Origin of the sequence: Microbacterium aquimaris (assembly GCF_039531285.1) — a bacterium.
GTDB lineage: Bacteria > Actinomycetota > Actinomycetes > Actinomycetales > Microbacteriaceae > Microbacterium > Microbacterium aquimaris.
The window spans coordinates 1397887-1415746 of record NZ_BAAAPT010000001.1 but is presented as its reverse complement, the minus strand read 5'-3'; the positions used below and the strand labels follow the sequence as shown (position 1 = coordinate 1415746).

General features: G+C 69.8%; 17 protein-coding genes. 8 read left to right on the top strand and 9 right to left on the bottom strand.

Annotation, left to right across the window (positions count from 1 at the left end):
- From ABD204_RS06600 to ABD204_RS06570, 7 genes are read left to right on the top strand one after another with little or no spacing between them, the layout of a single operon-like run.
- Positions 1 to 960, top strand: coding sequence for an ABC transporter permease (locus tag ABD204_RS06600; protein WP_194423850.1), 960 nt, complete (start codon positions 1 to 3; stop codon positions 958 to 960).
- Positions 957 to 1814, top strand: coding sequence for an ABC transporter permease (locus tag ABD204_RS06595; protein ID WP_194423849.1), 858 nt, complete (start codon positions 957 to 959; stop codon positions 1812 to 1814). Before ABD204_RS06600 ends, ABD204_RS06595 begins: the two co-directional genes overlap by 4 nt.
- Positions 1811 to 3370, top strand: coding sequence for an N-acyl-D-amino-acid deacylase family protein (locus ABD204_RS06590; protein ID WP_194423848.1), 1560 nt, complete (start codon positions 1811 to 1813; stop codon positions 3368 to 3370). The genes ABD204_RS06595 and ABD204_RS06590 overlap by 4 nt, the downstream gene beginning before the upstream one ends.
- Positions 3367 to 4215: an ATP-binding cassette domain-containing protein gene (locus tag ABD204_RS06585; RefSeq protein ID WP_194423847.1), complete on the top strand. Its 849-nt coding sequence runs from the start codon at positions 3367 to 3369 to the stop codon at positions 4213 to 4215. Before ABD204_RS06590 ends, ABD204_RS06585 begins: the two co-directional genes overlap by 4 nt.
- Positions 4212 to 5000, top strand: a complete 789-nt coding sequence (locus ABD204_RS06580; protein ID WP_194423846.1) for an ABC transporter ATP-binding protein — start codon at positions 4212 to 4214, stop codon at positions 4998 to 5000. The genes ABD204_RS06585 and ABD204_RS06580 overlap by 4 nt, the downstream gene beginning before the upstream one ends.
- Before the next feature lie 49 nt (positions 5001 to 5049).
- Positions 5050 to 5430, top strand: a complete 381-nt coding sequence (locus ABD204_RS06575) for a RidA family protein (protein WP_194423845.1) — start codon at positions 5050 to 5052, stop codon at positions 5428 to 5430.
- Positions 5427 to 6266, top strand: coding sequence for a fumarylacetoacetate hydrolase family protein (locus ABD204_RS06570; protein WP_194423844.1), 840 nt, complete (start codon positions 5427 to 5429; stop codon positions 6264 to 6266). Before ABD204_RS06575 ends, ABD204_RS06570 begins: the two co-directional genes overlap by 4 nt.
- Before the next feature lie 116 nt (positions 6267 to 6382).
- Here the strand turns inward: ABD204_RS06570 and ABD204_RS06565 are convergent, their stop codons facing one another.
- The 7 genes from ABD204_RS06565 to ABD204_RS06535 all read right to left on the bottom strand — a co-directional run bounded on the left by ABD204_RS06565 (position 6383) and on the right by ABD204_RS06535 (position 15068).
- Positions 6383 to 8620, bottom strand: a complete 2238-nt coding sequence (locus ABD204_RS06565) for a glycoside hydrolase family 31 protein (RefSeq protein ID WP_194423843.1) — start codon at positions 8618 to 8620, stop codon at positions 6383 to 6385.
- Positions 8617 to 9786, bottom strand: coding sequence for a glycoside hydrolase family 15 protein (locus ABD204_RS06560; RefSeq protein ID WP_194423842.1), 1170 nt, complete (start codon positions 9784 to 9786; stop codon positions 8617 to 8619). Before ABD204_RS06560 ends, ABD204_RS06565 begins: the two co-directional genes overlap by 4 nt.
- A 65-nt stretch (positions 9787 to 9851) precedes the next feature.
- Positions 9852 to 11105, bottom strand: a complete 1254-nt coding sequence (locus ABD204_RS06555) for an ABC transporter substrate-binding protein (protein ID WP_194423841.1) — start codon at positions 11103 to 11105, stop codon at positions 9852 to 9854.
- Positions 11106 to 11143: 38 nt separating this feature from the next.
- Positions 11144 to 11959, bottom strand: a complete 816-nt coding sequence (locus ABD204_RS06550) for a carbohydrate ABC transporter permease (RefSeq protein ID WP_194423840.1) — start codon at positions 11957 to 11959, stop codon at positions 11144 to 11146.
- The gene (locus ABD204_RS06545; protein WP_194423839.1) at positions 11952 to 12908 is read right to left on the bottom strand and encodes a carbohydrate ABC transporter permease; all 957 of its coding nucleotides are present in this window, start codon (positions 12906 to 12908) and stop codon (positions 11952 to 11954) included. Before ABD204_RS06545 ends, ABD204_RS06550 begins: the two co-directional genes overlap by 8 nt.
- Positions 12905 to 14125 carry an ROK family transcriptional regulator gene (locus ABD204_RS06540; protein ID WP_194423838.1) on the bottom strand — a complete coding sequence of 407 codons (1221 nt, stop codon included), beginning with the start codon at positions 14123 to 14125 and terminating at the stop codon, positions 12905 to 12907. Before ABD204_RS06540 ends, ABD204_RS06545 begins: the two co-directional genes overlap by 4 nt.
- A 181-nt stretch (positions 14126 to 14306) precedes the next feature.
- Positions 14307 to 15068: an SDR family oxidoreductase gene (locus ABD204_RS06535; RefSeq protein ID WP_194423837.1), complete on the bottom strand. Its 762-nt coding sequence runs from the start codon at positions 15066 to 15068 to the stop codon at positions 14307 to 14309.
- A gap of 101 nt (positions 15069 to 15169) precedes the next feature.
- Between ABD204_RS06535 and ABD204_RS06530 the strand changes: the two genes are divergently transcribed.
- Positions 15170 to 16012, top strand: coding sequence for a helix-turn-helix transcriptional regulator (locus ABD204_RS06530; RefSeq protein ID WP_194423836.1), 843 nt, complete (start codon positions 15170 to 15172; stop codon positions 16010 to 16012).
- 137 nt (positions 16013 to 16149) lie between these two features.
- Here ABD204_RS06530 and ABD204_RS06525 read toward each other — a convergent pair whose 3' ends face one another.
- Together ABD204_RS06525 and ABD204_RS06520 are read right to left on the bottom strand one after the other, a co-directional pair.
- A complete protein-coding gene (locus ABD204_RS06525) occupies positions 16150 to 16875 on the bottom strand; it encodes a YajG family lipoprotein (protein WP_194423835.1) in 726 nt (241 codons plus the stop codon).
- 114 nt (positions 16876 to 16989) lie between these two features.
- A complete protein-coding gene (locus ABD204_RS06520) occupies positions 16990 to 17796 on the bottom strand; it encodes a Cof-type HAD-IIB family hydrolase (RefSeq protein WP_194423834.1) in 807 nt (268 codons plus the stop codon).
- Positions 17797 to 17860 lie beyond the last annotated feature (64 nt).

Here is a 17860-nt window from a genome sequence, read left to right as displayed (position 1 = left end):
ATGAATCTGGCGCGACGTGCGCTCCTCGAGGCGGGCAAGCTCCTCGTGGTGCTGTGGCTCGTATCGGTGCTTGTCTTCCTCGCCCTCCGGCTCACGCCCGGGGACCCGGCAGTGCTGCTGCTGGGTCCCCAGGCGGGGCGTCCCGACGCCGCCGAGACCCTCGCGCAACTGCGCATCGAGATGGGGCTGGATCAGCCCTGGATCGTGCAGTACGGAATCTGGCTCGGCGCGATGCTCACCGGCGATTTCGGGGAATCCGCCCGCAGCGGCGTGAGCGTGACGACCCTCATCGTCGACGCCCTCCCCCCGACGCTGTGGTTGATCGCCCTCGCCGTCGTCATCTCGGTGCCGGTGTCGATCCTCGCCGGAACCTGGGCGGCCTACCGCGGACGCGGATGGTTCCCCAACATGGTGCGTTTCACCTCCACGATGGGCGTGGCCATCCCCGCCGTCTGGCTGGGGCTGGTGCTCATCATCGTCTTCGCCGTCAACCTCTCCTGGTTCCCGTCCGGCGGCTATGTCGCCCCGACCGAGGATCCTGTCGGATTCCTCCGCCACATGGTGCTGCCGGTGGCGACCCTGAGCGTGTTCCTCAGCGGCATCCTCACCCGATTCGTCTTCGCCGAAGCGACCGACGTGTTCCGACAGGACTACATGCGCACGGCCTTGGCCATGGGGCTCCCCACCCGCCGACGAGTGTTCGCCTACGCCGCACGCAACGCCGTGCTCCCGATGATCACGATCGTCGGCGTGCAGATCGGCGCATTGATCGGCGGCGCCGTGCTGGTGGAGGCCGTCTTCGGCCTCGGCGGGCTCGGCCAGCTTCTTCTGAGCAGCGTGCTCAACCGCGACTATCTCGTCGTGCAGAGCGCCGTGCTGCTGACCACCGTGGCGGTGCTGCTGATCGGCTACGTCGCCGACATCGTCTACCGTCTCGTCGACCCGAGGATCGCCCGATGAGCGCCACCACCGACCTGCGCCCGCCCCACCTGCTGGCCCGCCTGGGCACCGCGCGTGTGTTCATGCTGATCGTCGCCGCCGTCGCGGTGCTGATGATCGCCTTCCCCGGATTGTTCACCCCCTACGACCCGGCCGCCGTCGATCCGAGTGCCATCCTGGAGCCGCCGAGCTGGGCCCACCCGCTGGGCACCGACGAGGCCGGCGCGGACATCTGGGCGCGGCTGGTGTACGCCACCCGCCTCGAAGCCCTCATCGCCGGCGGAAGCGTGCTCCTGGCCCTGGTCATCGGCATCCCCACCGGGCTGATCGCGGGAACCTCCCGCCGCGTGGTGGATTGGGCGCTGTCGAGCACCGCCTCGGCCACCCTCGCTTTCCCCCTCATCCTGTTCGCGATCCTCATGGTCGCCAGCTTCGGATCGAGCCCGGGTAGCCTCACCCTGATCATCGGCTTCCTGTTCTTCCCCCGGGTCTTCCTCCTGCTGCGCGCTCAGACCAAGGCGCTACGCGAGCGGGAATTCATCACCGCCGCCCACGTGGTCGGCGTCCGCGGCACCCGCATGCTCGGCCGACACATCCTCCCCAACGCCGCCGGCCCGCTGGCCACCCTCGTGCCGCAGCTGATGGCCGAGGCGGTGCTCATCGAGGCCGGGCTGAGCTACCTGGGCCTCGGCGTGCCCCTGCCCGAGGCGACGTGGGGCACCATCCTGGAGAACTCCAAGGCCTACTACGTCACCGCGCCGTACTATGCGATCTCCGCGGGCCTCGCCATCACCCTCGCCGCAGCGGCGCTGATGTTCGCCGGCGAGCTGGTCGCCGAATCGAGCAACCCGATGCGTCGACGGAGGACCGCATGAGCGCCACCGTGCTCGCCGGGGCGACCGTGGTCGACGGCACCGGCGCCCCCGCCCGCCCCGCCGACATCACCGTCGCCGACGGACGCATCGTCGCCATCGACGCTCCGGGTACAGCTGACGCGACGGTCCGCGAGCAGCTGGACGGCCTCGTCCTCACCCCCGGCTTCGTCGATCTGCACGCCCATTCCGACCTCACCCGCTTCGCCTACCCCACCGGCGACACCCGGGTGCTGCAGGGCATCACCACCGAGGTCGTCGGCAACTGCGGACTCAGCCCCGCCCCCACCTCCGGCGACGGCTTCCGTGACGCGATCGCGACGATCGATGTCGTCCCCGACGTGCCGATCACGTGGGAGAGCGCCGCGGAGTACCTCGATGCCCTCGATGGCATCGAGGCCGCCTGGAACGTCGCCCCACTGCTCGGCCACGGCTCGGTGCGTCGCCGCGTCATGGGCGACGCACCCGGCGCGGCGACCGCCGCCGAACGCGCCGCGATGTCACACCTGGTCGCCGACGCGCTCGACGCCGGATACTGGGGCCTCAGCTACGGCCTGATGTACGCGCCGGGCGAGATGAGCGACGCCGACGAACTCCACGCGCTCGCGGCGACGGTCGCCGAACGCGACGCCCTTCTGGGTGTGCACATGCGCGCGTACGACAGCGAGGGCCTCGTCGACGCCGTCGACGACATGCTCCGGCTCGCTGCAGACAGCCGGGTGCGACTGCAGATCTCCCACCTGCGCTCGATCATCGACCCCGACGGTTCCGCGCTCGACGGCGCCCTCGCACGCATCCGAGCCAGCGCCTCCGATGTGGCCGCCGACGCCTACCCCTACCTGGCCGGGCACACCACCCTGCTCCAGCTTCTACCGCCGGCGTTGCGCGCCCGCGGCACCGCCGAGATCCTCACCGAAGTCCGTGGCGCCCCGGACGCCCTCGCCGAGCAGCTGCGGAGCACGGTGCAGTTCCCCCCGGACGCGGTCACCATCGTCCGCGCCGGAGAGGGTGCAGCACCCGAACTGGGCCGCACCCTCGCGCAGCTGCAGGCCGACGACCCGCACGGACGTGATTGGGCGCGCATCGTGGTCGACGTGATCGACCGCCACGACGCCGCCGTCGACGCGATCCTGGTCGGCACCCGCCCGGTCGATGCCGCACGCGTGCTCGCCGAGCCGTATGTCTCGGTCGCGTCCGACGGTGTCGCCCTGGCGCTGGACCACACCGTCAACCTGCCCCACCCGCGCTCGATCGGCACCTTCCCCCACGCGATGCGCGACCTGCTCGACGCCGGCATGCCGCTGGAGCAGACGGTGCACAAAATGACCGCCCAGCCCGCCGACCGGCTCGGGCTGACCTCGCGCGGGCGGATCCGGGTCGGCGCCCCCGCCGATCTGGTCGCCCTCGACCCGTCGACGGTCGGCGACCGTGCCGACTACACGCGCCCGCTCACGGCCCCCAGCGGCATCGAACGGGTGTGGGTCGCGGGGCACTGCGTGGCCGCCGACGGTCACGTGACCGGACGCCTTCCCGGCGTGCTTCTGAGGAGGACACGATGACCCGACCAGACCTCCTGACCATCGACGACCTCGTCGTGGACTATGGCCGCACCGACAAGAACGCCGTCGACGGTGTCAGCCTCACCGTCGGTGCAGGCGAGACCCTGGGTCTGGTCGGCGAATCGGGATCGGGCAAGTCCTCGATCGCGCGCGCCGCGCTGGGTCTGACCCCGTACCGCGGGTCGGTCCGCTTCCAGGGCCAGGAACTGCAGTCCGCGAACGCCGCCCAGTGGCACGCCACCCGTGGCCGACTGCAGATGATCTTCCAGGACCCTTACTCCACGCTCGACCCGCGCATCCGCATCGGCGACCAGATCGCCGAACCGTTCATCGTGCACAAGGCCGCGCCGCGCGCCGAGCTCGGCGCGAAGGTCGCCTCGCTGCTCGAGCGGGTCGGTCTCGACCCGGCGATGGCGCGTCGCTACCCGCATGAATTCTCCGGCGGGCAGCGCCAGCGCATCGCGATCGCCCGCGCCATCGCCCTGCACCCGACCCTCATTGTGTGCGACGAACCGACCAGCGCGCTCGATGTGTCGGTGCAGGCGCAGGTCCTCGCGTTGCTGGAGGAGCTGCAGCGCGAACAAGGCATCGCCTACCTGTTCATCGCCCACAACCTGGGCGTGGTGCGACGCATCTCGCACCGGGTGGCGGTGATGTACCTGGGGAGGATCATCGAGACCGGTCCCACCGACGAGGTCTTCCGCAACCCGCAACACCCGTACACCCGTGCGCTCCTGGACGCCGTGCTCGAACCCGATCCCGCCGAGCGCCACCGCACCCACCTCGCCCCTTCGGACCTGACCAGTCCGATCGACCTCACCTCCGGCTTGGAGGAGGAATCATGAGCCTGCTGTCGATCGAGAAACTTCGCATCACCTTCGCCGGCGCCGCCACCCCGTCGGTCGACGATGTGTCCATCCAGGTCGAACCCGGCCAGCGCGTGGGCATCATCGGCGAGTCCGGGTCCGGCAAGTCCATCACCGCGATGAGCGTGCTGCGACTGAACGACGAACGCATCATGCAGTACGGCGAGCACTCGCGCGTCGTCTTCGACGGGCAGGACATGCTCACCGCCGACGCGGGGATGCTCCGCCGCACCCGCGGGGCGGCGATCTCGATGATCTTCCAGGACCCCATGTCGGTGCTCAACCCGGTCTTCCGGGTCGGACGCCAGGTGCTCGACGTGTTGCGGACCCACTCCACCTTCACCGCCGCACAGGCGCGCGAGGTGGTGCTGCGCAGCTTCGACGAAGTCGGCATTCGCGACGCCGAACGTGTCTTCGACCAGTATCCGCACGAGCTCAGCGGGGGCATGCGCCAGCGCGTCATGATCGCGATGGCCATCGCCGCCCGCCCGCGCCTCCTCATCGCCGACGAAGCCACCAGCGCGCTGGATGTCACGGTGCAGGCAGCGGTGCTCGACACGCTGGACCGACTGGCCGAGGAACGCGGAATGGCCGTGCTCATGATCACCCACGACATGGGTGTCGTGGCGCGCTTCTGCGACGCCGTCACCGTCATGTATCGCGGCGCCGTCGTCGAGCACGGACCCACCGCGCAGATCCTCACCGACCCGGCCCACGAGTACACGCGCCGGTTGTTGTCGGCCGTGCCGCGCCTGCACGGCTGACCCCCACTCTCACCCTCCCCCGCAACAAGCACCACGAAGGAGCACCACCATGATCGATTCCGTCTCGACCACCGACGCCCCGCCGCCCGCCGGCCCCTACTCCCAGGGACTCGCCGTCGGCGGCCTCGTCTTCCTCTCGGGCCAGGGCCCCTTCGACGAGAACGGCAACCGTGTCGGCGAGACCTTCGCCGAGCAGGTGCGACGCACGTTCGAGAACCTCGAGACCGTCGCCCAAGCCGCCGGCACCAGTCTCACGAACGCGGTGCGATACGGCGTTTACCTGAAGTCGCTGGACGACTTCGCCGAGTTCAACGCGATCGCCGCCGAGTACCTCACCGCACCGCTGCCGGCCCGCACCACCATCGAAGCGGCCCTGCGCGGATTCGACATCGAGATCGACGCGATCGTCGCCCTGCCGGCCGACGCATGAGACTGGCCGTCATCGACGGTCGGGCGACCCTCCTCACCACGGAGGGTCGCCTCGACGTCGAATCCGCCAGCGACGGGCGCTTCCCCGCCGAGGTGACAGGTCTGTTCGACCGGTGGTCGGAATTCCGCGCGTGGGCGGCCGACTATCGGCCCGCGCCGGCCACGGACGCACTCCCCGCCCCGGACACGCTCGGCCCGGTCTCCCCCAGGCCGGCGCAGATCCTCGCGGTCGGTCTGAACTACGTCGACCACGCCGCCGAGTCCGGCTTCGCCGTGCCCGAGGCGCCCATCGTGTTCACCAAGTTCGCCTCCTCGATCACCGGACCGTTCGGGCCGCTGACCCTCACCGGCGACAGCGTGGACTGGGAGGTCGAGATGGTGGCCGTCATCGGGATCGGCGGACGCGACATCGCCGCCGCCGACGCGTTCGACCACATCGCCGGCTTCACCGTCGGGCAGGACTACTCCGACCGCGACGTGCAGTTCCTCGGCGCGCCGGCCCAGTTCTCGCTGGGTAAGTCCTTCCCCGGCTTCGCCCCGGTGGGTCCGGTGCTGGTCTCCCCGGACGAGATGCCCGCCCCTGAACAGACCGTCCTGGAGTGCACCGTCGACGGTGAGCTCATGCAGTCCGCACCGCTGAGCGACCTGATCTTCTCCGTCCCCGACCTCATCGCCCGCCTCTCGGCGGTGGTGACCCTCATGCCCGGCGACCTCATCTTCACCGGCACGCCTCCCGGTGTCGGGTTCGGGATGACCCCGAGACGCTATCTGCGTCGCGGAGAGGTGGTCCGCGCGTCGATCTCCGGGATCGGCGCCATCGAGCAGGTGTGCGTCTGATCTCCCCCTGAAGACGCCACCTCCGGCCGGCCCCGCGGACCCCCCGCCGCGGGGCCGGTTTCCCTTCCGGGCCGGGCGCACGAACTCGGCAGCGACGCTCCGACCACACGGAAGGGTCAGCCCGCGAAGACCTCCTTCAGCCCGCCTTCGCGCCACGCGGCGGCCCGCGCGAACACGGGGATCCGCCCGCGCACCGAGACGTCGACGGTGCCGACCGCGCCACCGGTGACCTCTTCCCCGGTCCACACGTCCACCCAGGCACCGGCGGGCAGATACACCTCGACGCTCGTGACCCCCGGCTCGAGCACCGGCGCCACGAGGAGGTCGTCGCCGAAGTACCACTGCAGCGGGTGCTCCCACACGGCCGGGTCGTCGGGATGCTCGAACGAGAGCGGTCGCATGAGGGGACGCGAGCTGCCCACGGCCTCCCGCGCGGCGGCGGCGATGTAGGGCACGAGACGCTCGCGCAGGTGGACGAGTTCGCGCACCTGCGAGAGCACCTCGGCGTCGCCGGTGCGTTCGGCGATGTTCCACGGTGTGCGGTCGTTGGAGGGGGTGCGATGGTGGTTGAACTCGGAGTGGTACTGCATGATCGGCACGAACACGCTCGCGGCCATCGCGCGCACGTACAGTTCCGCGTCGGGGGTGGGGCCTGAGAACCCGGCGATGTCCCAGCCCCAGTAGACGATGCCGCAGGATGCGGCAGAAAGCCCCGCGAACATCGACCAGCGGAACGCCTCCCAGGTGGAGTTCTCGTCCCCGGCCCAGAACGCGCCGTGTGCGGGCGAACCGGTGAACCCGGCGCGACTGAAGGTGACCGGTGCCTTCCCGGCCGACTCCAGCAGGCGACCGTACGCCGCCGCGTAGGCGACCGGGAAGCGGTTGTTGGCCACATCACCCCGACTGCCGTCGAGGGCGACGACATCCCGCCCCCACGCGTGCTCACCGCCGTCGGTCTTGAAGCCGTCGATCCCGATCTCCTCGACGAGGTACCGTCGCTTCTCGGTCCACCAACGGGCCGCCCGATCGTCGGCGAGATCGGGCATGAGCGCGAGTGGGAACCACCAGCCGCGGTTGCGGTAGGGACGCAGGGAGCCGTCGGGGGCCTCCTCGCGCAACAGCACGTCCTCCGCGATCGCGGCGCGCGCATCGGCCGCTGCCTGACCCGACGGATGCGGACGCATCTTCATCAGCGGGATCTGCCACAGGTGCACCCGCACGTCGTCGTGGTGCAACGCGTCGACCATGCCCTTCGGGTCGGGCCAGGCCCCGGTCTCGGGGAAGGTGAAGTCCGCGAGTCGGTGGGGGCGTGCGTCGTCGTGGACGTCGTACTCGGCGTCGCGGAACGCCGTGAACGTGCTCTCGTCGCTCCACGCTTCGATTACGACGTTGCCGACCGGGATGTCGTGCTCCCGGTGCAGACGCATCTGACGTTCGACCTCGGCCTGCGTGTTCCACTCGTTCCCGCTGGCCCACAGACGGAACACCCAGTCGGGCAGCTCCACCGGTCGCCCGGTCTCGGAGACGAACGCCTCGAGGACCTCCTGGGGCCGCCCCGAGTACAGCGCGAGGTCGAGGACGCCCTCGGCACCGGTGGGCGCGTCCACCTCCGCCTCGACGACCAGCAGGTCGTCGTCGGTCGCTCCGATGTCGAACCACACCCGTCGCGACGTGCGGACGTGGAAACCCCAGCCCGCACCGCCGATGACGTGTGCGAACGGCATCGGCAGGTAGGTGCGACGATGCGCGCCTTGGCTTTTGTACTGCTCGAAGACGACCGAGTCCAGACGCGACCCGCGATGGTCGGATGCGTCGAAGCGCTCCCCGAACCCGGTGACGTGTTCGCCCGGGGCGAGCGGAAGCGCGAACCGGACACGATGCAGGCGTTCGCCGTCGTCGAGCACCTCCACCGAGCCGCCGACCACCTTCCCGCCGTCGACGTTCACGGCCGCTTCGCCGGCGGCCCGCCACTGCGCGCTGCGACACGAGAACCAGCGGGTGTGTTCGACCCCACCCTGCTCACGTCGACCGACGAACCGGTAGCGGATCACCGCGCCCGCCGGTGGCGCCGGGATGCGCGTCTCCCACCCCCCGGCACGGCGGGCATCCCGCGCGGCGGCCGAAGCGAGGTGCCCGCCGTCGGCGGCCTGGCCGCGAGAGGACCGCGCCACCGGTTCGAGGGGCACCGTCCGTGTCTGCCCGTCACGGTCGATCTCGAGATCGACGCGCGTGACGCCCGGGGAGGTGCGCACGCCCAGACGCAGGGGCTCGCCGGCGACCGGGACCACCGGGGAGCGCTGCTCGGTGTCGTCGGAATAGGGGTGTCCGGAGCCGCTCGGGCGGTGACGGATCATGCGCGCTGTGTTCCTTCGTTGTCGGTGGTTCGGTGGTCGTCGGTCGGTTCCTCGAGATCGCCCGGGACACCGAGCTCCGCGGCGAGGCGGAGGACCATGGCGTGGCTCCACAGCAGGGGGGACGCCACCGGCCCCCAGCGGTCGAGCCACTCCTGTCGGCGGTCGGGGGCGAGCAGGTGCCCGTCGACCTGTTCGGGGAGGACGCCGTCGGCGTCCGCGGCCGCGACGGCCCAGTCCAGCAGGGCGCGGGCGCGTCGCCGGTCTCCCTGCGCGGCGCGGGCCAGTCCGAGGAAGCACGACAGCAACGGCCACCGACCGCCGCCGAAGAACGTGTCCGCCGCGAACCGGTACACCCCGTCCTCCACACACAGGTCGCGCTCGAGGGCGTCGAGGGTGACCCGGGCGAGCGCGTCGTCGGCGGGGATCACGCGAAGCGGTGCCACGAGAGAGCTCAGGCTCCCATCGAGCGCGTCGTCGCCGACCCACTTGATCAGGTGCCCGTCGGCGACACCGTCGGTGGTGATGACCTCCGCGACCTCCTCGGCGGTGCGCCGAGCCGACTCGCGCCGGTCGGCGCCGACGAGGTCGCTGTCGGCCGCGGCGGACAGGCCCGCGGCGATGCAACCGAGCGTCGACACGTGGACGTGCTCGTCGTGCTCTTCCCACCAGTCGTAGCAGGGGCGGTGCCAGGAGCTGGCGAGGTAGTCCACCGTCAGCTCGGCACCGCGCCGCCACCGCGTGGCGTCGAGGCCGTGCCGTCGGGCGTGCTCGGCGGCGGCCCACATCCAGGTGCCGTACCCGTCGAGCTGGAAATCCCACCAGTCGTCCCGACCGAGCCGACCGTCGAAGGTGAACCTCGCCGGCAGCATCTGCGCATCGGGGAGGGGGTCCCCCGCGGCCTCGGCGGCCACGACCGCGCGGATGCGCTCCTCGTACCGGACGATGACCGTCTGGCACCAGTCGAAGAACGCCGTCGCCGACGCGACCTCGCCCGCCGCCGACGCGCCGTCGGCGATGAAGGCGCCGTCGCGCAGCCAGCAGTAGCCGCGATAGGCGGAGAACGACGGACTGGCCGGGTAGGCGCCGTTCGCTTCCTGCAGAGAGGTGATGAGCCGCCGCGAGGTGCGCAGCACCTGACGCAGATCGGCGCGGGATGTGGTGGTCATGGTTCCTGTCCGGTCGGAGAGAATCCGGGGCGCACACATGTGCGCCCCGGATCCGCGGGCGGTGATCAGCCGAGCAGCGGGTTCACGCGCTCTTCCGCGTCGGAAAGAGCCTGCTCGACGGACTTGCGTCCGGCGGCCGCCTCAGCCAGCTCCTCGCTGATGATGTCCTGCATCTCGGCCTGACCGTCACCGATCGAGGGGGCCAGGGCCACCTCTTCGAGCGAGTCGAAGACGGCCTGTCGGTTCTGCGGCGGCGTCTGCTCCAGGTAGGCGCTGAGCTCGTCCTCGTCGGCGATCGGGGGAAGCTCCCACCCGGCGTCGAGGCGCACGTCGACGGCGGTCTGCGAACTGGTGAGGAACTCCGCGAACGCCGTCGCCTGCTCGAGGTGCTCTGTGCCCGCCGAGACGCCCACCGCGTTGGAGAACATCGCGCTGGCATGCTGGACGTCACCGGGCTCGACCGCGATGTCCCACGCGAACCCGGCGTCGGCGAGCGCGCCGAACATCCAGATTCCGGTGTGCCACATCGCGAGCTTGCCGTCGACGAACAACCCGCTGTCGAAGTCGGGCGTTCCCGCGCCCTGCTCGGCGGTGGGCATGGTCACGCCGCTCTTTCCGACGAGCCATTCGGCGGCGGCGATGCCTTCGGGCGAGTTGAAAGCGACGGCGGTGCCGTCGGCGTTCAGGAAATCACCGCCGGCCTGGGCGAGCGTCTTGTAGAACTCGTGGTAGCTGATCGGCTGGTAGTCGCCCCAGACACCGGCATCGGCGTCCGTGAGTGCATCGGCGGCCGCGGCCTCGTCGGCCCAGGTCCATTCGCTCGTGGGGTAGTCGAGACCGGCGGCGTCGAACAGGTCGGCGTTGTAGAACAGGACGACGTTGGAGAACGAGCTCGGCAGGGCGTACTGGGTGCCGTCGGTGGCGTACGCCTCGGCGAGCGAGGCCTGGTAGGCGCTCGTGTCGACCCCTTCCAGCGCCGCGAGCACACCGCTCTGCTGATAGGACGCGTAGTTGGCGTACTCGATGTCGAACACGTCCGACGCGGTGCCGCCGGCCAGGTCGGTCTGCAGTGCCGTGAAGTAGTCGGAATAGGGGAGGGTGGTGACCTCGACGGTGACACCGGGGTTCTCCGCTTCGAAGGCCTCGACGATCGTCGCGAGGTTGTCTTCGTTGCCGCCCGCCGAGATGAAGTTCGTGTAGGTGATGGTCACCTCGCCGCTGTCGGTCGAGCCACCTCCCTCGCCGCCGGAGCAACCTGCGAGGACGAGTGCCGAAGCGGCGAGGACGCCGGCTCCGGCGAGGGATGCTGTGTGCTTCATTGCGAATATCTCCTTCGATTTCGGGTGTGGGTGAGGGGTCATTTCAAGCCGCTGCTGGCGACGCCCTGAATCACGTACTTCTGCGCGAACAGGTAGATGGCGAGCATCGGGAGGATGCTGACGACCGAACCGGCCATCATCACGTCCCATTGGGTCGTGTACTGGCCCTGCAACCCCGCGAGGGCGAGGGGCAGGGTCTGCAGGTTCTCCGAACGGAGGATGATCAGCGGCCACAAGAACGCGTTCCAGCTGCTCATGAACGAGAAGACCGCGAGGGTCGCCAGGGCGGGGCCGACCAGCGGCAACACGACGCGCGCGAAGATCCGGAAGTGCCCGGCCCCGTCGATCGTGGCGGCCTCGTCGAGTTCGCGGGGGACGGAGTTCATCGCCTGACGGAGCAGGAAGACCCCGAACGCGCTGGCCACGCCCGGCAACAGCACCCCCAGGTAGGTGTCGACCAGCCCGAAGTCGCGCATCTGCACGAACAGCGGCACGATCAGCACCTGGATCGGGATCATCATCGTCGCCAGGTACAGCGCGAACACGAACCCGCGACCGGGGAACGGCAGTCGACTGAACGCGTAGGCGGCCAGGGCGCTGGTGGTCAACTGCAGCAGCATCGTCGCGACCGCCAAGCCGAGGGAATTGGCGATGACCCGGGCGAAGGGGGTGTTCTCGAACAGTTCGGCGTACGCCGCGAACGACGGGTCGTCCGGGATCAGCTGCGGCGTCGCATCCAACCCGGCACCGGGCGACAGCGACGTCGAAAGGGTCCAGAGGAAGGGGAAGAACATCGCGAGGGCGCCGAGGATCAGCACGATCGTGAGCACCGCGCGTTTGGTGCGCTCAGGCATAGGTCACCCACCTCTTCTGACCGATGATCTGCACGACGGTCACCGCCAGCACGAGCAGGAACAGCATCCACGACAGGGCGGAGGCCTCTCCGGCGGCGCCGTAGCGGAAGGTCAGGTCGTAGATCTCGAGCACGACGACGGTGCTGGCCCCGGCCGGTCCGCCGCCGGTCATCGCATAGACCTGGTCGAACACCTGGAACCCGTTGATCAACGAGATGACCGCGACGAAGAACGTCGACGGCGACAGCAGGGGCATCGTGATGTTGAACAGGCGCCGCCAGGGGCCGGCGCCGTCCACCGTCGCGGCCTCGTAGAGTTCCTGCGGGATCGCCTGGAGTCCTGCGAGCAGGATGATCATCACGAAGCCGAGGTCCTTCCACGCCGACGCGATGATGATCGACGGCATCGCCCACGCGGGATCGGTCCACCACCCGGGGCCGTCGATCCCGAACCAGGCGAGCACGGTGTTGACCACCCCCACCGACGGGTTCAGCAACCAGCGCCACACCAACGCGACGACGATCCAGCTGGTCACCACCGGCAGGAAGTACACGCCGCGCAACAGGTTGCGCCCGCGGATCCGCTGGTTCAGTGCGAGCGCGAGGGCGAGACCGCCGATGTAGACGATCGGCAGGTATCCGACGATGTAGTACAGGGTGTTGAGGAACGCCCGCTGGGTCTCGGGATCCTGGATCAGGTGGGCGTAGTTCGCGACACCGACCCACTCCATGGGGGCGAGCAGGTTCCATTCGTGCAAGCTCGTCCACAGCGCACCGACCATCGGGTACAGCGTGAACATCGCCAGCGGCACGGCGCTGGGCAGCAGGAAGGCGAGGACGGTCAGCGTGTAGCGCACCCGTCGTCGGCCGCGTCCGACGCGTCGGGGCGGCGCGGTCACGGGCGTCGCAGGGTCGATGTGCGACACGGCGGCCGGCTGGGTGAGGGTCATGTGGACGCTCCGTCGTCGGCGCGGTGTGCCAGCGTCAACCGTTCGCGAACGAGGCGACCCTGGTCACCCGATCGACCGTGCGCGTCGTAGGGCGAGGACAGCACGAGCGCCGCGGCGCCCTGCGCCCACCGGTCGTCCTGCCAGGTTTCGACGGCGACCTGGATCGAGCGCTTGCGGGGGACGAGCGCGGCGCGCAGCGCGGGCTCGAACCCGAACGACCAGTGGTTCCACGCATCGACGCCCTCACCGAGGACGATGACCATCTCGGGATCGAGCACATTGACGACCCCGGCGATCGCACGCCCCAACAGGTGACCGGCGGTGGAGTACAACTGCTGTGCGGCCGGCTCCCCCTCCTCGGCGAGCACGCGGAGGGCCGTCGTGCCCCCCTGACGCCCGATCAGCCCCTGATCGCGCGCCTGGGCGAGCAGCGCATCCTGCCCGATGAGGGCTTCGAGGCAACCGCGGGCGCCGCACTGGCAGAGCGGACCGTTCTCCTCGACCGGGATGTGACCGAGGTCGCCCGCTCCCCCGGCGTGCCCGCGGAGAAGACCACCTTCCGAGAGCAGGCCCGCTCCGACACCGGTTCCGATCGTCACGACCAGGACGTCGTCGTGGCCGCGGGCCTGCCCGTAGAGCGCTTCGGCCATCGTCAGGGCGTTCACGTTGTTCTCGACGAGGACGGGGAGGTCCAGTTCACGACGGAGCATCTCCCCCAGCGGCACCCGCGCCCACCCGAGCTGGGTCGAGTCGACCGTGCCGACGTGCTGTTCGTCGACGCTTCCGGGCACACCGACGCCGACGCCGAGGAGGGGCGTGTCGTCGCCGCCGGCGATGAAGGCGCGCAGGAGGGCCGCCAGGCGGGCCACGGCGGTGTCGGCGGCGGCGTCGAACGGCTCGGTCGCCGCCCGCACCACGGTGCCGTCGATGCCGGACTCGACCATCGCGACGTGGTCGGCGACGACTTTCACCCCGACGGCACGCCCCGAGTCGCTGACCAGTCCGAGCAGCCGTGCCGGACGCCCACCCTGCGAGGGCCGGTACTCCTGTTCCTCCAGCAGACCGTCGGCGATGAGCTGCCGGGAGTGCTGGGTGATCAGCGCCGGGGAGACCCCGAGTTCGCGCGCCAGGTCGGCACGAGAGGTCGCGCCGTGTGCACCGATGTGCGCGAGGACGGCGGATCGCGTGACATCGGTGCGTGCGCTCGACTGTGGCAAGACAACCCCTTTGTTCAGGTCTTAATTAACGCCTGAAGAAAGAGTGCCAGAGAGACTCGGTGACGTCAAGCGCCGATGACATCACGCCGGGACGGAGTCGATGGCGACGGCACCGACTCCCCGCACCGCTTCGGTCACCACGCCGTGGTCGTGCTCGGGATGGCCCCCTGGTGACCGCCACTCACGCGTGCGGGTCGGTGGCGTTCAGCCGCGCGACGACCTCGGAATAGTCGCCGCGGGTCTCGGCGTGACGGAGGAACTTCACTCGCTCGACCTGCACCTCGGTGACATCCGGCTCGGCCGCGAGGATCGACATCACCTCGTCGACGAAGTGATCCAGCGGCATCGCGATGCGACTGTGCCGCTGGCCCGGCATGAGATCGGTGGCGACCGCGGGTGGCTCGAGTTCGACGACCCGCACCGAGGTATCGGCCAGCTGCAGGCGGAGGGACTCGCTGAGCATGTGGATCGCCGCCTTCGAGGCGTTGTAGCTCGGAGTCGACCGCAGGGGCACGAAGGCCAGACCCGAAGAGACGGTCACGATCGTCGCGTCCGCACGGGTGCGCAGGTGCTCGATGACCGCGCCGATCAGGCGGATGGGACCGAGCACGTTGGTGGTGACGATCTGCTCGGCCGAGGAGAGGAAACTCTCCGGGTGCGTCCAGTCCTCGACGCGCATGATCCCCGCCATCGCGATGACGACGTTCAGGTCCGGGTGCCGCGCGATCACCTGGGCGGAGGCCGCGACGATCGAGGCCGGATCCGCCATGTCGATCTCGACGGTGTCGATGCCGGGATGGGCGGCCGCGATCTCGTCGAGCAGCTGCCGCCGTCGCCCGCCGACGATGACGGTGTTCCCCGCCTCGTGGAAGCGCTCGGCGAGCGCGCGCCCGATGCCGCTGGTCGCGCCGGGGATGAAGATGGTGTTTCCGCTCATTCGCATGACCCGAGTCTTCGCCCGTCGACCAAGCCGTGGCCAGAGAGCATCGATCGGGGGATCGCCGATCCCTGGATACCCGCACGGGCAGGGGTGAGGATGGATACATGGATCGGGATGCGCTCGCGAGCTTCCTCCGTCGACGGCGAGAGAACCTGCAGCCGAGTGATGTCGGCCTCGGGGCGGGCGTACGTCGCCGCGCGCCGGGCCTTCGGCGTGAAGAGGTCGCGCAGCTGGCAACCATGTCCACTGACTACTACACGCGCCTCGAGCAACGTCGCGGCCCGCAGCCGAGCACGCAGGTGCTCACCGCGCTCGCCCGGGCGCTGCGCCTCACCCCAGATGAACGCGACTACCTCTTCCGCATCACCGGGCACTCCGCGCCCGACCGGCACACCGCATCCACCCTCGTCTCACCCGCGCTGCGGCGGGTGTTCGACCGCCTCGACGACACCCCGGCACTGATCATCTCGACCCTGGGCGAGACGCTCGAGCAGAACGCCCTCGCCGTGACGCTCTTCGGCGACGACATCGGCCGACGCGGCTGGGAACGCTACGAGGCGTATCGATGGTTCGTCGGCGATGCGGGTTCCCGCGCGCACTACCCCGCGAGCCATCACCCGCAGCAGAGCCGCGCCCTGGTCTCGGGCCTGCGCGCCGCAGTCGGCGAAATGGGCTCGACGTCCATCGCCGGGGAGCTCGCCACCGTGCTCGTCGCGCGCAGCGATGAGTTCCGGATCCTGTGGGAACAGCAGGTGGTGGCACGCCGCTTCGCCGATCACAAGACCGTGCTCCACCCCGAGGTCGGTGCGATCGACGTCGACTGCCAGGCACTGTTCACCGAAGACCGCTCGCAGGCGCTGCTGGTGCTCACGCCGCGGGCGGGCAGCGACGCGGCGGAGAAGATCCGCCTGCTCGCAGTCGTCGGCACCCAGACGTTCGGCAGCTGAGACCGACTCGGGCACCCGCCCGACGGACATCCCGCACGCGATTCGCGGCGAAGCCCGGGTCCGTGCCCGAGACCGGGCTGCACGCACCGCGGTCTCGGGCACCGAGCCGGGTCTCGGCGTCGGTGGCCGCGCAGGGATCAGTAGGAGGCGAAGACCTCGTACTCGAGGCCGGCCGGCGCATCCCACACGTCGACGGAGAAGCGTGCCGAGCCGCCGGCGGGCAGGCGATCGACGTAGCCGTACTCCGCCGCGACGATGTCCCCGGAAGAATCGCGGCCGACCACGGCGACCTCGACGAACTCGTGGTCCTCGACGAACTCGCTGGTGACGTTTCCGCTGACCGTCACATACCATTCGTCTTCGACCACCTCAAGGCCATCGAAGGTGACGAATCCGGTCTCGGCCGCAGCCGAATACACGGCCTCACTCGGCTCGGGACCGATCACATCGAGGTGGTCGATCTGTTCGCTGCCGATGTCCAGGAACGAACCGACCAGCGCCGTCTGGCCACTCAGCAACACCTCCCAGTGGGAGTCGGAGTCGAGAATGGTGCCGTCGGCGCCCACCGCCTCGATGGTGAACGTGGCATCGGGGAAGATGTAATCGGCGTTGGGGTTCTCGATCACGACGGCGTACCAGTACCAGTCGTCGCCCTCGTAGATCCCCGCCGCAGTCTGCACGACCGACAGCGGCTGCACGTCACCGACGGCGTCATCCTGCGTGGCCTCGTCGACGGTCTCCTCGGTGACCGAGGGATCCTGGCCCACCGGACGCGCACCGGTGGTGTCGTACGTGGCGCATCCGGCCAGCCCGAAAGCCGCAAGCGTCATGGCCAGCAGCGGAGCAGCAAACGTCTTCTTCATCCTGATCTCATCCCCAGTCCGGATCGGTGGTACCACCGTAGCGAGACCTCTGTCCGCGCCGCTGACCTCAAGCGGAATCCGCCCCGCGGTGAGCCCGGATGACCGAGGTGTGCGTCAGCCGAGGAGGCGTTCGATGGTGGTGATCACGCCGTGCTCGGTGTTCGCCGGTGCGCGGTGGCGCGCCCGCGCAGCCACGTCGGGGTGGGCGTTGGCCATCGCGAAGGACATGTCGGCGGCGTCCATCATCTCGAGGTCGTTCAGGTAGTCGCCGAAGACGGCGGTGTGCGCGGCGGTCACCCCGAGACTCTCCTGCAGTCGACCGAGCGCGACACCCTTGTTCACACCCTGGTTCATGACGTCGGTCCAGTGGTGCCCGGACACCACGACCTGATGGGTCTCGCGCAGGTCGTCGAGCCGCGCGGCCAGATCGGCCGCCTCGACGAAGTCGTACACCGCGATCTTGACCACCTGGTCATCGACCGCCGCGAGATCCTCGACGAGCTCGAGTTTGGCATAGTACCGGTCCGCCTCGGTGCGGAACGCCTCGTCGGGGCGCTCGATGTAGGCGGACCGCTTGCCGCACAGTACGACCCCGAAGTCCCGCTCGGCCGCGAGCGCGCGCAGACGATCAAGCAGCGAAGCCACGAACACCGGATCGAGCGCGTCGGAGGAGACCTCCACTCCGGCGCTGACCACGTGCGCGCCGTTCTCGGCGATGAAGACGAGTTCGTCGCGGTGAGCCGAGAAGGCCTCCTGCAGGGTCGCAAGCTGACGGCCACTGGCCGGCGCGAAGTGGATGCCGCGCTCACGCAGTCGCTCCAGCAACGGCCACAGGGTGTCGGGGATGCGGCCCTCCCCATCCAGCAGGGTGCCGTCCATGTCGACGGCGATGAGGCGCAGATCCGCAGCGGGGAAGGTCATAGGCTTCCAGCCTGGCACAGCCGGCATCGCCCACCCGCACGGGGGCGCGCATCCCACCGGCGCG